18 protein-coding genes are annotated in these 19607 nt (G+C 70.9%); 6 read left to right on the top strand and 12 right to left on the bottom strand.

What is annotated here, in order from left to right:
* The first annotated feature begins 35 nt into the window (after positions 1–35).
* The 5 genes from C6Y14_RS27570 (at position 36) to C6Y14_RS27550 (ending at position 5308) form a co-directional block, all read left to right on the top strand.
* The gene (locus C6Y14_RS27570; protein ID WP_107019514.1) at positions 36–1394 is read left to right on the top strand and encodes a GH1 family beta-glucosidase; all 1359 of its coding nucleotides are present in this window, start codon (positions 36–38) and stop codon (positions 1392–1394) included.
* A gap of 418 nt (positions 1395–1812) precedes the next feature.
* Positions 1813–2205 (top strand): hypothetical protein, encoded by a 393-nt coding sequence (locus tag C6Y14_RS27565; protein WP_107019513.1) that lies wholly within the window; start codon positions 1813–1815, stop codon positions 2203–2205.
* Between the two features lie 128 nt (positions 2206–2333).
* Positions 2334–2828 carry an FBP domain-containing protein gene (locus C6Y14_RS27560; protein WP_107019512.1) on the top strand — a complete coding sequence of 165 codons (495 nt, stop codon included), beginning with the start codon at positions 2334–2336 and terminating at the stop codon, positions 2826–2828.
* 82 nt (positions 2829–2910) lie between these two features.
* Positions 2911–4158, top strand: coding sequence for an FUSC family protein (locus C6Y14_RS27555; protein WP_107019511.1), 1248 nt, complete (start codon positions 2911–2913; stop codon positions 4156–4158).
* Between the two features lie 67 nt (positions 4159–4225).
* Positions 4226–5308 (top strand): hypothetical protein, encoded by a 1083-nt coding sequence (locus C6Y14_RS27550; protein ID WP_107019510.1) that lies wholly within the window; start codon positions 4226–4228, stop codon positions 5306–5308.
* Between the two features lie 81 nt (positions 5309–5389).
* Here the strand turns inward: C6Y14_RS27550 and C6Y14_RS27545 are convergent, their stop codons facing one another.
* Together C6Y14_RS27545 and C6Y14_RS27540 are read right to left on the bottom strand one after the other, a co-directional pair.
* Positions 5390–6115 (bottom strand): DUF2470 domain-containing protein, encoded by a 726-nt coding sequence (locus C6Y14_RS27545; protein WP_107019509.1) that lies wholly within the window; start codon positions 6113–6115, stop codon positions 5390–5392.
* Positions 6116–6213: 98 nt separating this feature from the next.
* Entirely contained in the window at positions 6214–6822 is a 609-nt protein-coding gene (locus C6Y14_RS27540; protein ID WP_107019508.1) for a TetR/AcrR family transcriptional regulator, read from the bottom strand.
* Between the two features lie 108 nt (positions 6823–6930).
* Between C6Y14_RS27540 and C6Y14_RS27535 the strand changes: the two genes are divergently transcribed.
* Positions 6931–8454, top strand: a complete 1524-nt coding sequence (locus C6Y14_RS27535; RefSeq protein WP_107019507.1) for a cytochrome P450 — start codon at positions 6931–6933, stop codon at positions 8452–8454.
* Here C6Y14_RS27535 and C6Y14_RS27530 read toward each other — a convergent pair.
* From C6Y14_RS27530 to C6Y14_RS27485, 10 genes are all read right to left on the bottom strand, one after another.
* A complete protein-coding gene (locus tag C6Y14_RS27530; protein ID WP_107019506.1) occupies positions 8422–9261 on the bottom strand; it encodes a pentapeptide repeat-containing protein in 840 nt (279 codons plus the stop codon). The two genes, C6Y14_RS27535 and C6Y14_RS27530, sit on opposite strands and share 33 nt — an antisense overlap.
* A gap of 89 nt (positions 9262–9350) precedes the next feature.
* Positions 9351–10127 carry an SDR family NAD(P)-dependent oxidoreductase gene (locus C6Y14_RS27525; RefSeq protein WP_107019505.1) on the bottom strand — a complete coding sequence of 259 codons (777 nt, stop codon included), beginning with the start codon at positions 10125–10127 and terminating at the stop codon, positions 9351–9353.
* 64 nt (positions 10128–10191) lie between these two features.
* The gene (locus C6Y14_RS27520; protein WP_107019504.1) at positions 10192–11493 is read right to left on the bottom strand and encodes an alpha/beta fold hydrolase; all 1302 of its coding nucleotides are present in this window, start codon (positions 11491–11493) and stop codon (positions 10192–10194) included.
* 179 nt (positions 11494–11672) lie between these two features.
* A complete protein-coding gene (locus C6Y14_RS27515; RefSeq protein WP_107019503.1) occupies positions 11673–12698 on the bottom strand; it encodes a LacI family DNA-binding transcriptional regulator in 1026 nt (341 codons plus the stop codon).
* A gap of 79 nt (positions 12699–12777) precedes the next feature.
* On the bottom strand, positions 12778–14199 hold the full coding sequence (locus C6Y14_RS27510) for a BNR repeat-containing protein (protein WP_107019502.1): 1422 nt from the start codon (positions 14197–14199) through the stop codon (positions 12778–12780).
* 115 nt (positions 14200–14314) lie between these two features.
* Positions 14315–14635 carry an L-rhamnose mutarotase gene (locus C6Y14_RS27505; protein WP_107019501.1) on the bottom strand — a complete coding sequence of 107 codons (321 nt, stop codon included), beginning with the start codon at positions 14633–14635 and terminating at the stop codon, positions 14315–14317.
* Between the two features lie 83 nt (positions 14636–14718).
* On the bottom strand, positions 14719–15804 hold the full coding sequence (gene rhaS, locus C6Y14_RS27500) for a rhamnose ABC transporter substrate-binding protein (protein ID WP_107019500.1): 1086 nt from the start codon (positions 15802–15804) through the stop codon (positions 14719–14721).
* A gap of 119 nt (positions 15805–15923) precedes the next feature.
* Complete coding sequence (locus C6Y14_RS27495; protein WP_107019499.1) at positions 15924–16916, bottom strand: ABC transporter permease; 993 nt, start codon at positions 16914–16916, stop codon at positions 15924–15926.
* A complete protein-coding gene (locus C6Y14_RS27490) occupies positions 16909–17949 on the bottom strand; it encodes an ABC transporter permease (RefSeq protein ID WP_107019498.1) in 1041 nt (346 codons plus the stop codon). Before C6Y14_RS27490 ends, C6Y14_RS27495 begins: the two co-directional genes overlap by 8 nt.
* Positions 17946–19463: a sugar ABC transporter ATP-binding protein gene (locus tag C6Y14_RS27485; protein ID WP_107019497.1), complete on the bottom strand. Its 1518-nt coding sequence runs from the start codon at positions 19461–19463 to the stop codon at positions 17946–17948. Before C6Y14_RS27485 ends, C6Y14_RS27490 begins: the two co-directional genes overlap by 4 nt.
* Positions 19464–19607: the final 144 nt, after the last annotated feature.

The following is a 19607-nucleotide window of genomic DNA, read 5'->3' as shown; positions in this document are numbered from 1 at the left end:
CGCCGCTCAACTCCCCCCGTTCCGAGAGGACTTCTGTGACCATCGATCTCGCCGCACTCCCCCAGGACTTCGTGTGGGGCACGGCCACCTCGGCGTACCAGATCGAAGGTGCCGTGGCTGAGGACGGCCGTTCGCCCTCCATCTGGGACACCTTCTCGCACACACCGGGGAAGGTGGACGGCGACGACCACGGCGATGTCGCCTGCGACCACTACCACCGGTGGCGCGAGGACATCGCCCTGATGAAGGAACTGGGCACCAACGCGTACCGGCTCTCGATCGCCTGGCCACGGGTGGTACCGGGCGGCGACGGCCCCGCGAACGCCAAGGGCCTCGACTTCTACGACTCACTGATCGACGGCCTGCTGGAGGCCGGCATCACCCCATCGGTCACCCTGTACCACTGGGACCTTCCGCAGGTGCTCCAGGACCGGGGCGGCTGGACCGAGCGCGACACGGCACACCACCTGGCGTCGTACGCGACCGTCGTGGCCGAACGGCTCGGCGACCGAGTCCAGCACTGGACGACCCTCAACGAGCCGCTGTGCTCGGCGTGGATCGGCCACCTGGAGGGCCGGATGGCCCCGGGCCTGACCGACCTCACGGCGGCCGTCCGCGCGTCCTACCACCTGCTCCTCGGCCACGGCCTCGCCACCCAGGCGATCCGCGCCGCGGCCCCCGGCGCCCAGGTCGGCATCGTCAACAACCTGTCCTACATCGAGGCCGCCACCGAACGCCCCGAGGACATCGCGGCGGCCCGGCGCATGGACGGACACACCAACCGCTGGTGGCTCGACCCGGTCCACGGCCGCGGCTTCCCGGCGGACATGCGCGAGGTGTACGGAGTCGAACTCCCGGAGCAGGCGGGCGACTTGGCGGTCATGGCCCAGCCGATGGACTGGCTGGGGCTCAACTACTACTTCCCGTCGGCCATCGAGGACGACCCGACGGGCCCGGCCCCGTACGCCGCCGCCGTCCGCCGGCACGGTGTACCGCGCACGGCCATGGACTGGGAGATCGACGCGGCCGGCATCGAGAACCTGCTGCTGCGCCTCACGGACGAGTACGGCGCGCGCAAGCTGTACGTCACGGAGAACGGCTCCGCCTACCCGGACGTCGTACGCCCCGACGGTACGGTCGACGACCCCGAGCGCACCCAGTACCTCGAACAGCACCTGGCGGCCTGCGCCTCGGCGGCCCGCAAGGGGGCTCCGCTGGCGGGCTACTACGCGTGGTCGCTGCTGGACAACTTCGAGTGGGCGTACGGCTACGACAAGCGCTTCGGCCTGGTCCACGTCGACTACAAGACGCAGCGCCGCACGGTGAAGGGCAGCGGACGCCGGTACGCCGAGATCGTCCGGGAGCACGGGGGCGGGCAGCGCAAGGCCGCCTGACCCTCGGGCCGACCGCCGTCGCGGCGGCCCCGCCCCGGGGTACGCCGCCGGGCGGGGCGCCGCCGTTGGCGCGCCTCAAAGATCGCGCAGTTCCCCGCGACCCTAAAAGGGCACGTCCACCCCCGGCAGCCCTTCATCCACCCGCAGGGACATCCCCAGGGGCGCACCCCCCTGGGGGCGCGGGGAACGGCGCAGTCTTTTCGTCTTTGGCCCTTGGGGGCGCGGGGAACGGCGCAATCTTCTGGCTTTGGCTCAGGGGGCGCGGGGAACTGCGCAGTCCTTTCGCCTTTAGGGGCGCGGGGAACGGCGCAGTCTTTTGAGGGGCGCGGGGAACTGCGCGGCCAGCCACGACGGACCCGCAGCAACCCCGCAACGCCCACCCCCACCCCCGTACATGCGCACCGCATAAGCTCCCCGCATGGAACAGAGCGAGATCATCCTCCGAGCGATCGGCGTCCTGACCGAGACCCAGGAAATGGTGCGCAGGCTCAACGAGGACACCGAGGTCGACATCGACGCCGGCGAGGCCCAACTGGGCAGGCTCGTGACGGAGGTCTTCCCCTCGGTGGAGGTCCCCGGCGACGCCACCCCCGCCGAGGCCGGCCAGGCGGTCATCGACGCGCTGATGCCCGCCGCCATCTCCCTCGTCGGCGCCTTCGCCTTCCTGTTCTCGGAGCTCGCCGACATCCACGACACGGAGCGCACCGAGATCAAGAGCACCGATCTCCTGCGCACCCTGGCCCTGCGCCTGTCCGACACGGACTCGTCCGCCGGTCACGGCCCCGACCCGGACCTCGACGACGACGTGTAGCACGTACACCGTCATCCTCCACAAAAATACATTGGCTCTCCCCGGATCGGCTACGTAGCCTAGGTCAGAACCTAGTGACCCTAGGTTCAGCTTTCGCACCGTCCCGATCCGTCAGGAGAACCCCCGCCATGAAGCCGCTCACCGAGCAGGACATCCGCGGTTCGTTCGTCAACTGCTCCAAGGGAGAGGCCAAGCGCCTGTTCGTACCCCACGATCTGGCGGACCGGCCGTGGGACGATCTGGACTTCATGGGCTGGCGCGACCCCGGGGCGCCCGACCGCAGCTACCTGGTGGCCGAGCGGTCGGGCGGCCCCGTCGGCGTGACCCTGCGCTTCCCCTCGCAGCAGCGCGGCTTCATGCACCGCAGCATGTGCTCGCTGTGTCTGACCACCCACCCCGGGAACGGCGTCTCCCTGATGACGGCCCGCAAGGTCGGTCCGGCCGGCCGCGAGGGCAACTCGGTCGGCGTGTACATCTGCGCCGACCTCGCCTGTTCCCTCTACGTACGCGGCAAGAAGCTGCCCGGGCCCGGGGCGCGCTTCGAGGAGAGCCTCACCGTGGAGCAGCAGGTCGCCCGTATGAACGGCCACGTGTCGGCCTTCCTGGACCGCCTCCACTCCTGACCGACCGGACGGTCGGCGGCATCGTCGGAGCCGACCCCTCCGTTCGCGTTCGATGCGGCCGTCGAACGGGAAGTGGCCTGGGATGCGAGATGTACGTGAAGTGTGGGCCGCCGGCAGTGCCCGGGTGACGAAGTGGCGGCAGCAGCCCGTGATCGTCCAGACGGTCCGGGCGGCGGCTGCCGCGACCGTGGCCTATGTGGTCGCCCTGCGCTTCAGCCCCGAGGCCGCACCGCTCACCGCTCCCCTGACCGCGCTCCTCGTCGTCCAGGTCACCCTCTACGCCACCCTCACCACCGGCATCCGGCGCGTCAACGCCGTGGTGGCCGGCGTGCTCGTCGCCATCGGGTTCAGCGCCCTGGTGGGGCTGACCTGGTGGAGCCTCGGACTGCTCATCCTGGCCGCGCTGGCCGTCGGACACCTGGTGCGGGTCAGCGAGTTCGTGCCCGAGGTGGCGATCAGCGCCATGCTGGTCCTGGGCGTCACCCGCATCGGCGACACGGCCTGGGCGCGGATCCTGGAGACGGTGATCGGTGCCGTGGTCGGCCTCGGCTGCAATCTGCTGTTCGCTCCCCCGGTGTGGGTCGGCGCCGCCGGTGAGTCCATCGAGGATCTGGCGCGCCGGATGCGGCGGTTGATGCTGCGTGTCGGCGACGAGGCGGCCGGCCGCACGCAGGTGGCCGTCGCGGCCGAGAGCCTGCACGAGGCACGGCAGCTCGACCACGACATCGTCGACGTGGACGCGGCCCTCAAGCAGGCCGAGGACAGCCTGCGGCTCAATCCGCGCGTACGGGAGGGCCTGTTGCACCGGGTCGTCCTGCGCACCGGCCTCGACACGCTGGAGATCTGCACGGTGGTGCTGCGGGTGCTCACCCGCACCCTCACCGACCTGGCTAAGGAACGCACCCCCGAGCCGCTGTTCGAGCCTCACATCGGGAGCGTCTTCGAGCAGCTCCTGTCCGAGGTCGGGGACGCGGTGGTCAGCTTCGCCGTGCTGGTCACCACCGACGTCAGCCGCAGCGCCGAGTCGGCTGAGGCCCGGCTCGCCCACGAACTCACCGCGGCGACGGCCACCCGCGACAAACTCGCCCAGCTCCTCCTGGCGGAGGTGCAGCGGGACGCGCACCAGTGGCAGTTGTACGGAGCCGTGGTCACCGAGGTCACGCGGATGCTCGACGAACTCGACATGGAGCACCGCTCCCGCCGCCTGCTGGAGGAACTGGACCGCTGTACGCGCGAACAGCGTGAGCGCATGCCCCGGCTGGACCGCCTCCGCCGACGTCTGCGCCGCGCACGGCGGAACCGTAAGGCCCCCTCGGCTCGTACTACGTGATGTACCGACACCGCCTCGGCACGGCGACCTGCCGCCGGGGCGGCACACGACGACAGAGGGAGCGCGGATGGCCGACGGCACCGTCCGGATCGACGGGAACTCACTGCTCCTGGCGGGTGGTGTGCGGGTCCGGTTCATCCGTACCCTGCGCCTGCCCGAGACGGGCACGCACGCGCTGCCCCCGGGACTCGGCGAGTTCCCGCTGCGGCGCGTGGAGGACTACCCGGAGACGGTGCCCGCCGAGTGGCTGGCCCGCGGCGGAGTGATGCTGCCGGTGTACCTGCGCGAGGCGATGTGGCTGAGCTTCAGCGCCTCGGAGCCCGCGGCCCTCCAGGTGGGCGCGGGCAAGGTGTGCGCGGTGTCCGGCAAGCCGTGGAGCCCCCGGCCGGCCCGGGATCCGCAGAACTACGTGGTGCTGCCCCGCCAGCCGTGGCTCGACGGCATCAACTCCGGGAAGGGCACGGTCCGTCAGTTCGTGGCGGTGCCCCTCGGACTGGGCGCGACGGTCGAGGGCCAGGTGACCGGCGAGGAGGTGTGGGGCGGCGTGCAGCTCCAGTCGTTCCCGCTGACCGGCACCGCGCTGCAGGCATGGCGCGAGGAGCAGCGCCGGCTGGCGGAGGAGACGGCACGCAGGCGGGCCCGGACGGCGTCGGGCGGGTACGGCGCCGCGGCTCCGATGTCCGCGCCCGGTGCCATGGCCGCACCCGGTGGCATGCCGCAGCCGGGCGGACCGGTACCGGCGGCCCCGGCCGCAGCACCCCGCGCCTCGGGCGCGATGGGTCTCGGTGTCGGCGGTTCGATGCGTCAGGAGGTCTACAAGGACGACCGGCCGCTGTCGGACTGGTCGACGACCGCGTCGGGTCGGGTCTTCGTCCATCTCGTGACGCCGCCGGAGTGGCGGCGCATCACGGGTGAGGCTCCCCCGCCGTCGCCCGTGGACCGCGCGGCCTACACCCGCGCCGGGCTGCCCTGGTTCGACTACTACGACCAGGACGCCACGGATCTCGACCCCACGGACGAACTCGGCGCGGTCAAGCCGGTCGGTGACTGGCTCGGCGACGACCACACCCCGTGGCAGCCGCCGTCGCCGGGTCAGGTGAAGCCGCTGGGCGACGCGCCGGGCAAGCCGGTCGGCGACGGGGACTGGTGACCCCAACTCCGGTCCGCCCGGGGCGCGTTCTCGTCACCCGCCGCCCGCTGGTCGCCCCGCGGTCGGGGTTGGCCCTTCGGTTCAGCCCTCGCTCTCCGTGCGCTGCCGCTGCAGCGCACGGGGACAGCTCGCGCCGCTCGCCTGCGTGAGCAGGATGTGCATGCGCTCGGTGAGCTGCCCGACGTCGTCCGCGGGCCGGTGGAAGGGCAGTCGTACGTCGCCGTGGCCGCGCACGCGCTCGATGCGCAGCGTCAGTCCGTGCCGGTCGACGGCGAGCGGCTGCACGCGGACCGCGCCGTGCAGGCAGTCCGGTTCGACGAGCCGCGTCAGCCGCTCGACGGCGTCCGGGTGCGAATCGGCGAGGTGGGTGAGCAGTTGGGCCTCCGCGAGGGCCAGTGGGTCCGGCTCGGCGGCGGCGTACTCGTCGAGGTCGACGACGACCGCCCCGCCGGCCTCGCGCAGCACGGCGCGGGTCGGGTGGAACGTCAGGTGGTCGTCCTCGGGCGCGAACCAGCCCGCCATCCACAGGCGCGAGCGGATGCGGTTGCGTACCGGGACGGGCGCCACGTCGGCGAACTCCAGTACGGCGGACGGCTCTCCGCGGGGCGCGCAGATCGCGGCCGTGGTGAGCACGCTGTCGTCGGGCAGGTGCAGCAGCACCCGGCCGTCCTCCGCGACGGTGTGTACGCCGATGAACTCCTCCCGACCGCCTTCCGCGGTCACCGCGCAGGACCACGCCGCGGCGAGCACCGAGCGGGCACGTTGCGCCGTGGCCGGTGCGGCCGTCCAGCTGTGACGGTCACCCATCCCAAAACCTCCCTTAGGTAAGCCTTGCCTAACCTACAGAAGATCGGGGTGTACGCCAACCACGCGGCGCCGCTCACGGCACCTTTGTGACAGCGAGTTCACGGACGGACGGCCCCGAGCAGGGCTCGCGCGCACACGTCGCGCACCTGCTCCCGGGAGAGACCGGGCTCCTTGAGCCACTCCAGGCAGGCGGCCGCCATGAAGGCCAGCCAGCCCCGCACGGCGATCCGCAGGACCGGCAGGTCCTCCTCGGTCCAGGCCGTCTCCGGGTCCGCGGCCAGCGCTTCCAGGATCTGCCGCTGCTGCGCGGCGAGCGTCTCCCGGTACACCTTGCGGACCGCCTGGTCCCCCGCCGCCTCTGCGCGGTGGAAGGCGCGGAAGCCGTGCGCGTGCTTCTGGACGTACTCCAGGAAGGTGTCGAGCCCGGCGTCGATCTGCGCACGGACGGGCACTCCGGGCACGGCGGCGGTGACCCGCAGCATGCGCCGGCTCTCCCGCTCCACGACGGCCGCGAAGAAGTCCCGCTTGGTCGGGAAGTAGTGGTAGAGCAACCCCCGTGACACACCGGCGAGTTCGGCGACCTGCTCGATCCAGACGTCGTCGTACGGGCTCTCCGAGAACAGCCTCGCCCCGACCGTGAGCAGTTCCTCCCGGCGCTCCTCGGTACTGAGCCGACGACGCGTGCGCTCCCCCTCCTTGGCGGCCATGCCCGCACTCTACTTGACGTCGGTTCAACAGCAGGATCACACTGACGACCACTATTGAATCCGCGTACAACAGGCGCAACCGGCGGTCGGCACAGAGGAGATGGCGCGATGGCGGGCACCAGGGACACGGCTCTGCCGAAGGGGTTCCGCAGCGCGGAGCTGGGCTGGCCCGAGCTGCGCCGCATCCCGCACCCTCCCTACCGGGTGCCGCTGATCGGCGACGCCGTCGGCACCAACCTGCGTACGCCGCTGCAGGATTCGCTGCGTGTCGGCCGCAGGCTCGGGCCGATCTTCCGGCGCAAGGGATTCGGCAAGGAGATCGTCTTCGTGTGGGGCGCGGAACTCACGGGCGAGCTGGCGGACGAGTCCCGGTTCGCGAAACATGTCGGGCTGGGGGTCGCCAACCTGCGGCCCGTCGCCGGGGACGGCCTCTTCACCGCGTACAACCACGAGCCCAACTGGCAGCTCGCGCACGACGTGCTGGCGCCCGGCTTCAGCCGCGAGGCCATGGAGGGCTACCACGCGATGATGCTGGGCGTGGCCGCCCGGCTCACCGGCCACTGGGACTCCGAACAGGCCGCGGGACGGGCCGTGGACGTGCCCGGCGACATGACCAAACTGACACTGGAGACGATCGCCCGCACCGGCTTCGGCCATGACTTCGACTCCTTCGAGCGCGCCCGGCCGCATCCCTTCGTCACGGCCATGGTGGGCGCGCTGTCGTACGCGCAGCGCCTCAACGTCGTCCCCGCGCCGGTGGCGCCGGTGCTGATGCGCAGGGCCGGCCTCCGCAACCGGGCCGACGTGGCGTACCTCAACCGCACGGTCGACGCCGTCGTCGAGACGCGGCGGCACGGGCCCGCCGGTGACGGCGACCTCCTCGACCGGATGCTGGAGACCGCGCATCCGGAGACCGGCGAACGTCTGACCCCCGAGAACGTCCGCCGCCAGGTCATCACCTTCCTCATCGCCGGCCACGAGACGACGTCGGGCGCGCTCTCCTTCGCCCTGCACCATCTGGCGCGGCATCCCGAGATCGCCGCCCGCGCCCGCGCCGAGGTGGACCGCGTCTGGGGAGACACCGCGGAACCGGCCTACGACCAGGTCGCCAGGCTCCGGTACGTGCGGCGCGTACTGGACGAGTCGCTGCGGCTGTGGCCGACGGCGCCCGCGTTCGCGCGCGAGGCCCGCCAGGACACGGTTCTCGGCGGTGTCCATCCGATGCGCCGGGGCGCGTGGGCGCTGGTCCTGATGCCGCTGCTGCACCGCGATCCCGACGCGTGGGGCCCGGACACGGAACGGTTCGATCCGGACCGCTTCGAACCGGCGGCCGTACGGGCCCGGCCCGCCCACACCTTCAAGCCGTTCGGCACCGGCGCGCGGGCCTGCATCGGGCGGCAGTTCGCACTGCACGAGGCGACGCTCGTCCTGGGCCTGCTGCTGCGCCGGTACGAGCTGCTGCCCGACCCCGCCTACCGGCTGCGGGTGGCGGAACGACTCACGCTGATGCCGGAGGGCCTGACGCTGAACCTTCGCCGCCGCTCCCCCGCACAAGCCGTGGCGCCCGAGGTTCCCGAGGCCCGGGAGGCGCCATCGGCGTCACGGTGTCCAGTGACCGGGGCGGGTGAATGACACGGGAAGCCTGGTGCCCGCGCTGCCCTTGGCGGCGTTGAGCTGCGGCTGGGTGAGGAAGAGGGCGCCGGTCAGATCGGCGTCCGTCAGGTCGGCGTCGCGCAGGTCGGCGCCGATCAGATCCGCGGAGCGCAGATCGGCGCCCGTGAGGTCCGCGGCGATGAGGTAGGCGCCGCGGAGGTCGGCGCCCCGCAGATCGGCGCCCTTGAGCCGGGCCCCCATCAGGTCGGCGCCGCGGCGTTCCTTCTTCCTGCCCCGGCCGCGACCGGCGCGGGCCAGCTCGCTGGTGCGCAGCAGCAGGACGTTGGCGTCCTGACGGACCGGCGTCACGTCCAGCCCGGCCAGTTCGCGCCGATCCAGGCGGGTGAGCGCCTCGGTGCGGTCGAGCGCGCGGCGCAGTTCGGGGTGGACCGGGCGGGCCGCGGGCAGCTCCAGCGCCTGGGTGAGGTACCAGAGCAGTTCCTGGAGCTGCCGCACGGTGTGGAACACGTCGAACATCAGCCGGGAGTGCTCCCGGCCCCCTGAGCGCCAGTCCTCGCCGCCGAAGGTGAGCTGCGAGACCTTCTGCCCGGCGCCGAAGCAGTCGTAGACCGTGCAGCCGTTGAAGCCCCGCTGCCGCAGCTCCGTGTGGATGCCGCAGCCGAAATCCGTCCGCAGGTTCTTGCAGGGGCTCCCGGCGGCCTTGTCGATCGCGAAGTCCGCCGAGGCGGTGAAGGGCAGCGCGACACAGCACAGTCCGAAGCACCGGGCGCAGTCGGCTGTCAGGTCGGTGCGGGCCGGGGCCGTGCTGCCGGGTTCGTCTTGCATGTCTCCCAGCGTACGCAGGGCGCGCCCGTGGTGATCACCACGAGCATGGTTCAGCTCCTCCCCCGTACCGGCTGTCGGGTCGCTCGGCCTCAGGACATGTCGCGGATCATCGCCAGGTTGCTCACCAGCAGGCCGCCGTCGACCGGCAGCGTCACTCCGGTGATCCAGGCCGCGTCCGCCGAGGCCAGGAAGGCGACGGCGGACGCGATGTCGGCGGGCTCGCCGACCCGCCCCAACGGGTAGTGGGCGGCGGCGCGTTCGAGGAACTCGCCGCGGCCGTCCCAGGCGTTGGTCCGGATGGTGCCCGGCTCGACGAGATTCACCCGGACACCCCTCGGGGCCGATTCGACGGCGACCGTACGGGTCAGCGAGGCCAGTGCCGCCTTGGCCGCGCTGTACGCGTGGGAGCCGAAGTGCTGCTCGGCGTTGACCGAGCCGATGTTGACGATCGCCCCTCGTCCGCCCGCGGCCACCAGATGCGGCAGGGCCGCGCGGATGCAGCGGTACGCGCCGTGCAGGGTGATCTCGAAGTCCTCGTACCAGGGGCCGTCCTCGTGCTCCTCGAAGGAGGCGGGGTCGGTGTGGCACGCGTAGGCGTTGTTGACCAGCACGTCCAGGCGGCCGAAGGAGTCCACCGCCGTGGTGACCGCCGCGTCGACGGCGGCGGGGTCGGCCACGTCGCACGCGTACGGGACCGCCGTGCCGCCTGCCGCCTCGATCGCGTCGGCCACCCGCTTGGCACGGGTCGCGTCGCGGTCCGTGACCAGCACGTTCGCGCCTTCCGCGGCGAAGCGGTGTGCCGTCGCCTCGCCGATGCCCTGGCCCGCGGCTGTGATCAGGACCGCGTGATCGTTGAATCTCGTCATGGGATCAGACTAGGGACGGGGGTCCGGTGTGGCCGGCCGCGCAGTTCCCCGCGCCCCTGAAGGGTCAGGCCTCGTCCCTTGCCAGGGACAGGAGGCGGTCCAGGACCCGGGGGCCGCCCGCTCTCACTCCGTCGTGCTCGAACTCGTCCGTGACGTAGGTGCGCAGGCCGCGGATCGTGCGGGCCGTCCGCAGGGCGTGGTCCGTGTCGACGTACATGTCGTCGTGGTAGACGGCCGCGGCGACGGGGACCTCGTTGGCGGCGAGGCGGGCGGGGTCGTACAGGACGGGCCAGTCGGTGCGCTCGGCCAGCAGGTCCGCGGTCTCGCGCAGCGGGCGCAGGGCCGGGTCGCAGTCGAAGGTCCAGGGGTGGACGGACTCGCCGGTGAACAGGACGGGGCCGTCGCCCGCGAGGCTCTTGGCCGCGTCGAACTGGGGGAAGTCGGCGCGGACCCGCTCGGCGGACCAGGCGGTGGGGCGCTCGCCCTGGGCGTAGCAGGCCTCGTGGACCAGGGCGTACAGGGGATGTCCGGCGTACGAGAGGAGGGACTGGACCTCCTCCTGGAAGGCGTCGGAGAGAGCCGCGCCCTGGGCGGTGCGGACGAAGGCGTTCTCCAGGAGGTAGTGCAGCCGGTGGCTGCCCTCGCCGCCGCCGAGGAGGATGCCGAGGGACTGGAAGGCCTCGACGGTGAGCCGGTAACCGTTGTGCAGGACGGGCTCGTTGAGCAGGACGTACTCGGCGATCCGGCGGGCCCGCTCGACGTCCTGGGGGTAACGCGCGTAGTGCGAGGCGACCTTGCGCTCGATACGCGGGTACGCGGCCCGGTAGACGTCGTCGGCGTGGCCGTCGAGGGTCGGCAGGCCGCCGGTGATGAGGGCCGTGCTCAGGCCCTCGGGCGCCGTGGAGAGGTAGTGGGTCGCGCAGAAGCCGCCGAAGCTCTGGCCGAGGACGGCCCAGGGGGCGCCACCGGTGACGGCCGGGCGGATCGCCTCGCAGTCGCGAACGATGGAGTCGGCGCGGAACAGCGCGAGATGGTCGGCCTGTTCGCGGGGTCCGCCGCGCAGCGGGAGCGTCTGCCGGTTGGCGGGCGTGGAGCTGCCGGTGCCCCGCTGGTCGAGCAGCAGGACGCGGTACTCCTCCAGGGCGCGGCCCAGCCAGGCCTGCTTGCCCACGAAGCGGTTGGCGCCGAAACCGGGCCCTCCCTGGAGGTACACCAGCCAGGGCAGGTCCTGGTCCGCCTGGTCGCTCGCGACCACCTCACGGGCGTACAGCTCGATCGTCTCGCCGGTGGGGGCGTCGTGATCGAGGGGCACGGTGAACCGGCGGTCGCTGAGGACGACACCGGGCTGACGGTAACTGGTGCTCAAAAGGGGCTCCTGAGACGGACGGATTCCTGACCGCGAACCAGTTCAGCACAAGTTCTCCGGCGAGCCGAGGCCGGGGATCAAGAAATCCGTACTGACCGGCCGATCAGGCGGTGAACAGTGGGGAAACAGGAACGTACTGACCAACCGCTCAGCACCACCGCACGGCCCGGAACGCCACCTCAGCGCGGTGGGAGGCTGGAGCGCCGCACCACCAGTTCCGGCTGGAGGACCACGCGCCGGTGCTGGTGGCCGCCGGGAGCCGCGGCGGCCTCGGTCTCCTCCAGGAGGAGTTCCGCGGCGAGCGCGCCCATGGTCACGGCGGGCTGGCGCACCGAGGTCAGCGGGACGGCCGCCGCCGCGGCGAACTCGATGTCGTCGTAGCCGACGATCGCGAGGTCGTCCGGGACGCTCACCCCGGCCGCGAACACCGCCTGCAGCACGCCGAGGGCGAGCAGGTCGTTGGCGCAGAAGACGGCGGTGGGGCGCTCCGCGAGGCCGAGGAGCCTGGCGCCCGCGTCGCGGCCCGCGGCCACGTCGAGGCGCTCGGTGGGCAGCTCGCGCAGGCACTCCGGGCCGAGTCCGGCCTCGGCGAGGGCGTTCATGGCACCCGTGCGGCGGTCGGTGACCTGGGTGAGTCCGGGCGGCCCGCTCACGTAGGCGATGGAGCGGTGGCCCGCGTCGATCAGATGCCGTACGGCGAGCGCGCCGCCCGCGACGTCGTCGACGGACACCGAGCACTCGGTGGTGCCCTCGGCCACACGGTCGACGAGGACGAAGGGGATGCCGTGCCGGCGGAACGCCTCTATGTTGCGCCCGGTCGCGTCGGCGGGGGTCAACAGGACGCCCCTCACGCGCTGTTCGGCGAAGAGCGACAGATAGTCGGCCTCCTCGCCGGCGCTCTGCGCGCTGTTGCAGACCATCACACCGAGCCCGGCCTCTCGCGCGGCCCGCTCGGCGCCGCGCGCCACGTCCACGAAGAAGGGGTTGCCCATGTCGAGGACGAGCAGGCCCATGATCCGGCTGCGTCCGGCGCGCAGCTGCCGCGCCGACTCGCTGCGGACGTAACCGAGCCGGTCGATGGCGGAGAGCACGCGGGCGCGGGTCTCCGAGGCCACCGTGTCGGGGCGGTTGATGACGTTCGAGACCGTGCCGACGGAGACTCCGGCGACTCGGGCGACGTCCTTGATACCCACCGACTGGGCCATCAGGCGGTTACCTCCGGGAGAACGGGGAGTGGTGGGCACGCAGTCACATTACCCGCGCGCCCACCCGGAACGGACTCCCTCACGCGGGCAGTCCGAAGTCGATGACACGCAGTGCCGACGGCGTCGTACCGGTGGACCTGACCTGGTGAAGGATGGACAGTACGCCGTCCTGGGCGATCCGCGTCTCGTCGACGAGGACCTCACCGAAGGCGTCGAGTCCGCTGCCGTCGAACAGGGTCGTCCAGTCGGTGTGTCCGGAGGCGGCCGAAGCGGCGGCGATACGGCCGTAGGGCAGGATCGCGTACGCGTTGTCGTACTTGTCGAGGACCAGCCGGGTGCGCTGGCTGGAGTTCAGGGCGATCGGTATCTCGGTCTTGCTCCAGGCTCCGGCGGCCGTCTTGCGTACGTGGAAGGCGCGGCCGTTGGCCGTCCGGTCGGCGACATAGTTGGTGGTGCACTGGCCGAAGCGGCCGGGGACGTAACTGATGATCGCGTGCGGGCGGCCGGCGGAGTCGGTGGCCTGGCTCTCCTGGTTCATCAGGGAGTGGTCCGGGTTGAGGGCGTCGACGACCAGGCCGCTGTCGGTGACGGCGACCGTGTTCGAGGTGCCGGTGGTGCCGACGACCGTGCCCGCGTTGTTGCGCCAGGTCCGGCCGCGGTCGTCCGAGTAGACGTAACCGGTGTCGTGGTTGGTGAGGCCGCCGCTGTTGCACATCACCGCGCCGTTCTGCTCGCGCCAGGTGAAGAAGGAGTGCAGCCGCCCGTTGCGGTCGTAGTCGATGCCGTGCAGGTACATGTTGCGGACGCCGCTGGAGCCGTGCTCGCTGGTGTACGTGCCGGTGGAACTGCTCCACTCGCCGAGGACCGTCCAGGACGTGCCGTTGTACTCGGCGAGGGCGTTGCGGCCGTTACCGGACACCCCCACGCGGTAGCTGAGCTGCAGCTTCCCGTCGGGCGTGGAGACGAACTGCGGGTACGTGAACTGCGAGGTGAGCGCGAGCCCGTCGAGCGTGGACTGGGGCGCGCCGAAGCGGCTCGCGGTCCAGCTCAGGCCCGAGGGGTTGTCCATGAGCCCGGCCACCGACTTCACGTAGGTGAAGCCGTCGCTGTGCGAGTCCATGTGGAGGTGCAGACGGCCGTCGGACTTGGAGACGCCCATGGAGATGACGTTGTGGGAGTCGTCGTACCGCAGGGTGTGTCCGGCCTTGACGGTCGACCAGGTGCTCGCGCCGAGCACGCGCCGGCCGATGACGGCGTTGCGGTCGGCGGTGTACCAGGCGGCGTACTGGTAGCCCTTGTGGGTGAGCAGGGCGTTCTTCTGGAACGAGTTGTTGTTGACCAGGCCGTCGTAGGAGACGAAGAAGATGGCCTGGCTGTCGAGCGTGGTGGTCCCGGTCCGGGTTATCGAGGGTCCTGGGGCCGCCGCCCTGGCGGTACCGGCGAGGGCCGGGGCCGCGACGGTACCGAGCAGGGCGGTCGCCAGCAGGGTGCGTCTCTTCATGTCCGGGGCTCCTTGGCGTGTGGGGACGAGGAGGGGAACGTGCGGGGGAAGAGCACGGTGATCGGGCGGATGGGTCGGCGGCTCGATGGGTCGGTGTCGGTGGGTCGGTGGGTCGTCAGGCGAGGTGGAACACCTCGGTCAGCGGCTTCATGGCTTCGTCCGGTCGGGCGCCGTCCAGCGCTTCGAAGAACGGCGCCATCTCGGCCTGCCAGCGGGCGTTGACCCCGGTGGCCTCCATGCCCGCCTGCGCGGCCGCGAAGTCCTCGGTCTCCAGGTAGCCGACCAGCAGACCGTCCTCGCGCAGGAAGAGCGAGTAGTTGTGCCAGCCGGTGGCCGAGAGCGCCTCCTGCATCTCGGGCCACACGGTGGTGTGCCTCTCGCGGTACTCGTCGAGCCGGTCCGCGCGGACCTTGAGCAGGAAACAGACACGCTGCATGAAGAACCACTCCGGGTCGTGGGTGGGTGCCGTCGGCCGGGCCGCCCGCGACGCGGAGGGCGGCCCTGCTGCGGGCGCCCGGCTCAGAAGTCGAACTGGTCGATGTTCTTGGCGTTGAACACGGTCGGCTTGCCGAGGTTGATCACGCCGTCCTTGCCGATGGTGTACTCGCCCATGTCGCCGGCCTTGAAGGTCTCGCCCTCCTTGCCGGTGATCTGGCCGGAGACCAGCGCGACGGAGGTACGGGCGGCCAGCTCGCCGAGCTTCGCCGGGTCCCACAGCTCGAACGCCTCGACGGTGCCGTTCTTGACGTACTTGCGCATGTCGTTGGGGGTGCCGAGGCCGGTCAGCTTGACCTTGCCCTTGTACTTGGAACCCGACAGGTACTGAGCGGCGGCCTTGATGCCGACCGTGGTCGGGGAGATGATCCCCTTCAGCTTCGGGTACTCCTGGAGCAGGCCCTGGGTCTGCTGGAAGGACTGCTGGGCGTCGTCGTTGCCGTAGGCGGTCTTGACGAGCTTGATGTCCTTGTACTTCGGGTCCTTCAGCTCGTCCTTCATGAAGTCGATCCAGGTGTTCTGGTTCGTCGCGGTCTGCGCGGCGGACAGGATCGCGATCTCACCCTTGTAGCCGATCTGCTCGGCGAGCAGCTGCACCTCGGTGCGGCCCAGGTCCTCGGCGCTGGCCTGCGACACGAAGGCGTTGCGGCAGTCCGTCTTGGTGTCCGAGTCGTAGGTGACGACCTTGATGTCGTTCTTCATGGCCTGCTTCAGCGAGGTGCACAGCGCGCCCGGGTCCTGCGCGGACACGGCGATGGCGTCGACCTGCTGCTGGGTGAGCGTGTTGACGTAGGAGACCTGACCCGCGGTGTCGGTGCCGCTGTTGGTGCCGACCTCCTTGTACTTCGAGCCCAGCTCGATGAGGGCCTTCTCGCCGCCCTTGTCGGAGGAGGTGAAGTACGGGTTGTTGACCTGCTTGGGGAGGAAGCCGACGGTCAGGCCCTTCTTGGTGGCCGCGTTCGGGTCGGCCTTGCCGGCCGCCGCGTTCGAGCCGCCCTCGTCCTTGACGTCGTCCTTGGAGGTCCCCCCGCCACAGGCGGTGAGGGCCAGGGCCAGAGAGGTGGTGGCAGCGAGAACCGCACAGGCTCGGCGGAGGGATGACTTGCGCATGATGGGTCCTTTACAAGGGTGAGTACGGCACGCCCGTCTTCAGGGGCGCGAGGAACTGCGCGACCAGCCACGACGGACCCGCAGCTGACGAACTACCTGACCAGCAGAGCCCTGCCGGCCTAACCTGTGGAACTGCGCGCCGCCCGGCGCCCGGCCCGTGCAACGGAAACCTGCCGTGCCACGCGAGGCCCGAGCACGGAGAGCACAAGCAGCACACCCGTGACGACGATCTGCGACTGCGCGGAGACATCCTGCAGACTCATCACGTTCTGCAAGGCGCCGAGCAGGAAGACACCGGCGATGGCCCCGCCCAGCGTCCCCTTGCCGCCGTCGAAGTCGATCCCGCCCAGGAGCACGGCTGCCACGACGGACAGTTCGAGCCCCGTGGCGTTGTCGTACCGCGCGCTCGCGTAGTGCAGCGCCCAGAAGATGCCGGTCAGCGAGGCCATCAGTCCGGTCACGGTGAACAGGATCAGCTTCTGCCGCTTGACGCGGATGCCGGCGAACCGCGCGGCCTCCTCGTTGGCGCCGACCGCGAACAGGGATCGCCCGAACGGGGTGGCGTGCAGCGCGACCACGGCGATCGCGAGCAGCACCAGGAAGGGCAGGAACGCGTACGGGATGAAGGTGTCCCCGAGGCGGCCGGCCGCGAAGTCCAGGTACTGGGTGGGGAAGTCGGTCACCGCGTCGGAGCCGAGCACGATCTGCGCGATGCCCCGGTAGGCGGCGAGCGTGCCGATGGTGACGGCCAGGGACGGCAGTCCCAGGCGGGTCACGAGCAGCCCGTTGATCAGCCCGCACACCACTCCGAGAAGCAGACAGATCGGGATGATCGTCTCGATGGTCATGCCCTGGTTCCACAGGGCGCCCATCACGGCGCCGGACAGACCGGCCGTGGAGGCCACCGAGAGGTCGATCTCGCCGGACACCACGAGCATGGTCATCGGCAGGGCGATCAGCGCGATGGGCAGCGTGTTGCCGATGAGGAACGACAGGTTGAGCGCGTTGCCGAAACCGTCCACGGTGGTGAACGAGAGCAGCAGGACGACGATCAGGAGCGCACCGACGACCGTGTCCCAGCGGACGGCGCGCGTGAGAGCGGAGTCAGCCATGGCGGGCGTTCCTCTTCTTCAGTGCGGTGGCCACGCGCAGGGCGACGATCCGGTCGACCGCGATGGCGAGGATGAGCAGGATGCCGTTGATGGCGAGCACCCAGACGGAGCTGACGCCGAGGGCGGGCAGCACGCTGTTGATGGAGGTGAGGAGCAGCGCGCCGAGGGCCGCTCCGTAGACGCTGCCGGAGCCGCCGGTGAAGACGACGCCACCGACCACGACCGCGCTGACGACGGTGAGTTCGTAGCCGTTGCCGGTGCCGGAGTCGACGTTGCCGAACCGGGCGAGGTACAGCGCGCCGGCGAGGCCCGCGAGGGCTCCGCAGAAGGTGTACGCGGCGAGGATCCGCTTGCGTACGGGGATACCCGCGAGGCGGGCGGCCTCCGGGTTGGAGCCGAGCGCGTACAGCTCGCGGCCGCTGCCGAAGTGCTTGAGGTAGTACGCGGTGGCGACCAGGACCGCCAGCGCGATCAGCGCCAGGTACGGCACGGCGGAGATGCCGCCGGAGCCGAAGTCGATGAAGCCGTCGGGCAGGCCCGCCGCGGTGATCTGCCGGGAGCCGACCCAGATAGAGTCGATACCGCGGATGATGTAGAGCGTGCCGAGGGTGACGACGAGCGCGGGCACCTGGCCGAGGCTGACGAGCAGTCCGTTGACCAGACCGCAGCCGACGCCGAGGAGGACCGCGAGGACGATCGCGACGACGGAGTTGCCGCCGCCTTCCAGGTAGGTGCCGGCGGCGAAGGCGCTGATGCCGAGCGTCGAACCGACGGACAGGTCGACGTTGCGGGTGATGACGACCAGCGACTGGCCGGTGGCGACCAGCACGAGGATGGTCGCGTTCAGCAGGAGGTCCTTGATGCCCTGCTCGGAGAGGAAGTCGCTGTTGCCGATCTGGGTGATGACGATCATCACCAGGAAGACCAGCAGGATGGCGAGTTCGCGCATCTTGAAGACGCGGTCCACCAGCCGGGTGCCGCTGGACTTGGGCACCTCGGCGGCGGGGGCGGGCTTGGGAGCGGTGACCGTCACGCGGCTGCCCTCCCGGTGGCTGCGGCCATCACGGTTTCCTCGGTGGCGTCGGTGCGTGCGATCTCGGCGGTGAGCCGGCCCTCGTGCATGACGAGGACCCGGTCGGCCATGCCGAGGATCTCGGGCAGGTCGGAGGAGATCATCAGGACGGCGACCCCGTCGGCGGCCAGCTGGCTGAGCAGGCGGTGCACCTCGGCCTTCGTACCGACGTCGATGCCACGGGTCGGCTCGTCGACGATCAGCACCTTCGGGCCGGTGGCGAGCCACTTGGCGAGGACGACCTTCTGCTGGTTGCCGCCGGACAGCGTGTTGACGGTGTCGGCGATCCGGGCGTACTTGACCTGGAGCTTGACGGCCCAGTCGAGGGAGCGGCTGCGCTCGGCGCCGCGGTCCATCAGTCCGGCCTTGACGGTCTTGCGCAGTCCGGTGAGGCCGATGTTGCGTTCGATGGACATGTCCATCACCAGGCCCTGCGCACGGCGGTCCTCGGGGACGAGGGCGAGACCCGCGGCCATGGCCGTGGAGGGCGCGCCGTTCGTCAGCTTCTTCCCGTCGAGCTCGACCTCTCCGGCGTCCCAGCGGTCGACGCCGAAGACGGCCCGGGCGACCTCCGTGCGTCCGGCGCCGACGAGTCCGGCGAGGCCGACGATCTCGCCGCGGCGGACGTCGAAGGAGACGTCGGTGAAGACACCCTCACGGGTCAGGCGCCGCACGCTCAGCGCGATCTCGCCCGCCCGGACGTCCTGCTTGGGGTACAGCTCGTCGAGGTCGCGGCCGACCATGCGGCGGACGAGGTCCTCCTCGCTCATACCGGCGACCGGTTCGCTGGAGATCAGGGCACCGTCACGCAGGGTGGTGACCTGTTCGCAGATCTGGAAGATCTCTTCCAGGCGGTGCGAGATGAACAGCACGGCCGAGCCCTGCTCCCGCAGCGCGCGGACCACTCCGAAGAGGCGGGCCACCTCGCTGCCGGTGAGGGCGGCGGTCGGCTCGTCCATGATCAGGACGCGGGCGTCGAAGGAGAGCGCCTTGGCGATCTCGACGATCTGCTGGTCCGCGATGGACAGGCCGCGCGCCGGGCGGTCGGGGTCGAGTTCGACGCCGAGGCGCTGCATGAGGGCCAGGGTCGCGGCGTGCGTGGCCTTGTGGTCGATCCGGCCGAGGGCCCGCCGGGGCTGGCGCCCCATGAAGATGTTCTCGGCGATCGAGAGGTCGGGGAAGAGAGTCGGCTCCTGATAGATCACCGCGATACCCGCGTCGCGGGCGTCGGCGGGACCGTGGAAGAGGGTGGGCTCGCCGTCCAGGAGCACCTGACCGGCGTCCGGTCGGTGCACGCCGGCGAGCGTCTTGATGAGGGTCGACTTGCCCGCGCCGTTCTCTCCGGCGAGTGCGTGCACTTCGCCGGGGAAGAGTTCCAGGGACACGTCCCGCAGGGCGCGTACGGCACCGAAGGACTTCGAGATGTCCTTGAGTGCCAGCACGGGGGCCGGATCCGCGTCGGACCGGTGGGTCATGAGGGGCTCCTCAACGACGCGGGCGATGCGGCCTCACGACGTCGTGAAAGGTTTCAACTAGGTTGCCGGGACGTTAGACATGTAGCCCAGGTCACGTCAATGGGTACAGGCCGAAATTTTCGATAGCCAAAGGTCACAACCGAG

This window comes from Streptomyces dioscori, assembly GCF_003024195.1.
GTDB lineage: Bacteria > Actinomycetota > Actinomycetes > Streptomycetales > Streptomycetaceae > Streptomyces > Streptomyces dioscori.
This window is presented reverse-complemented; position numbering and strand designations above follow the sequence as displayed.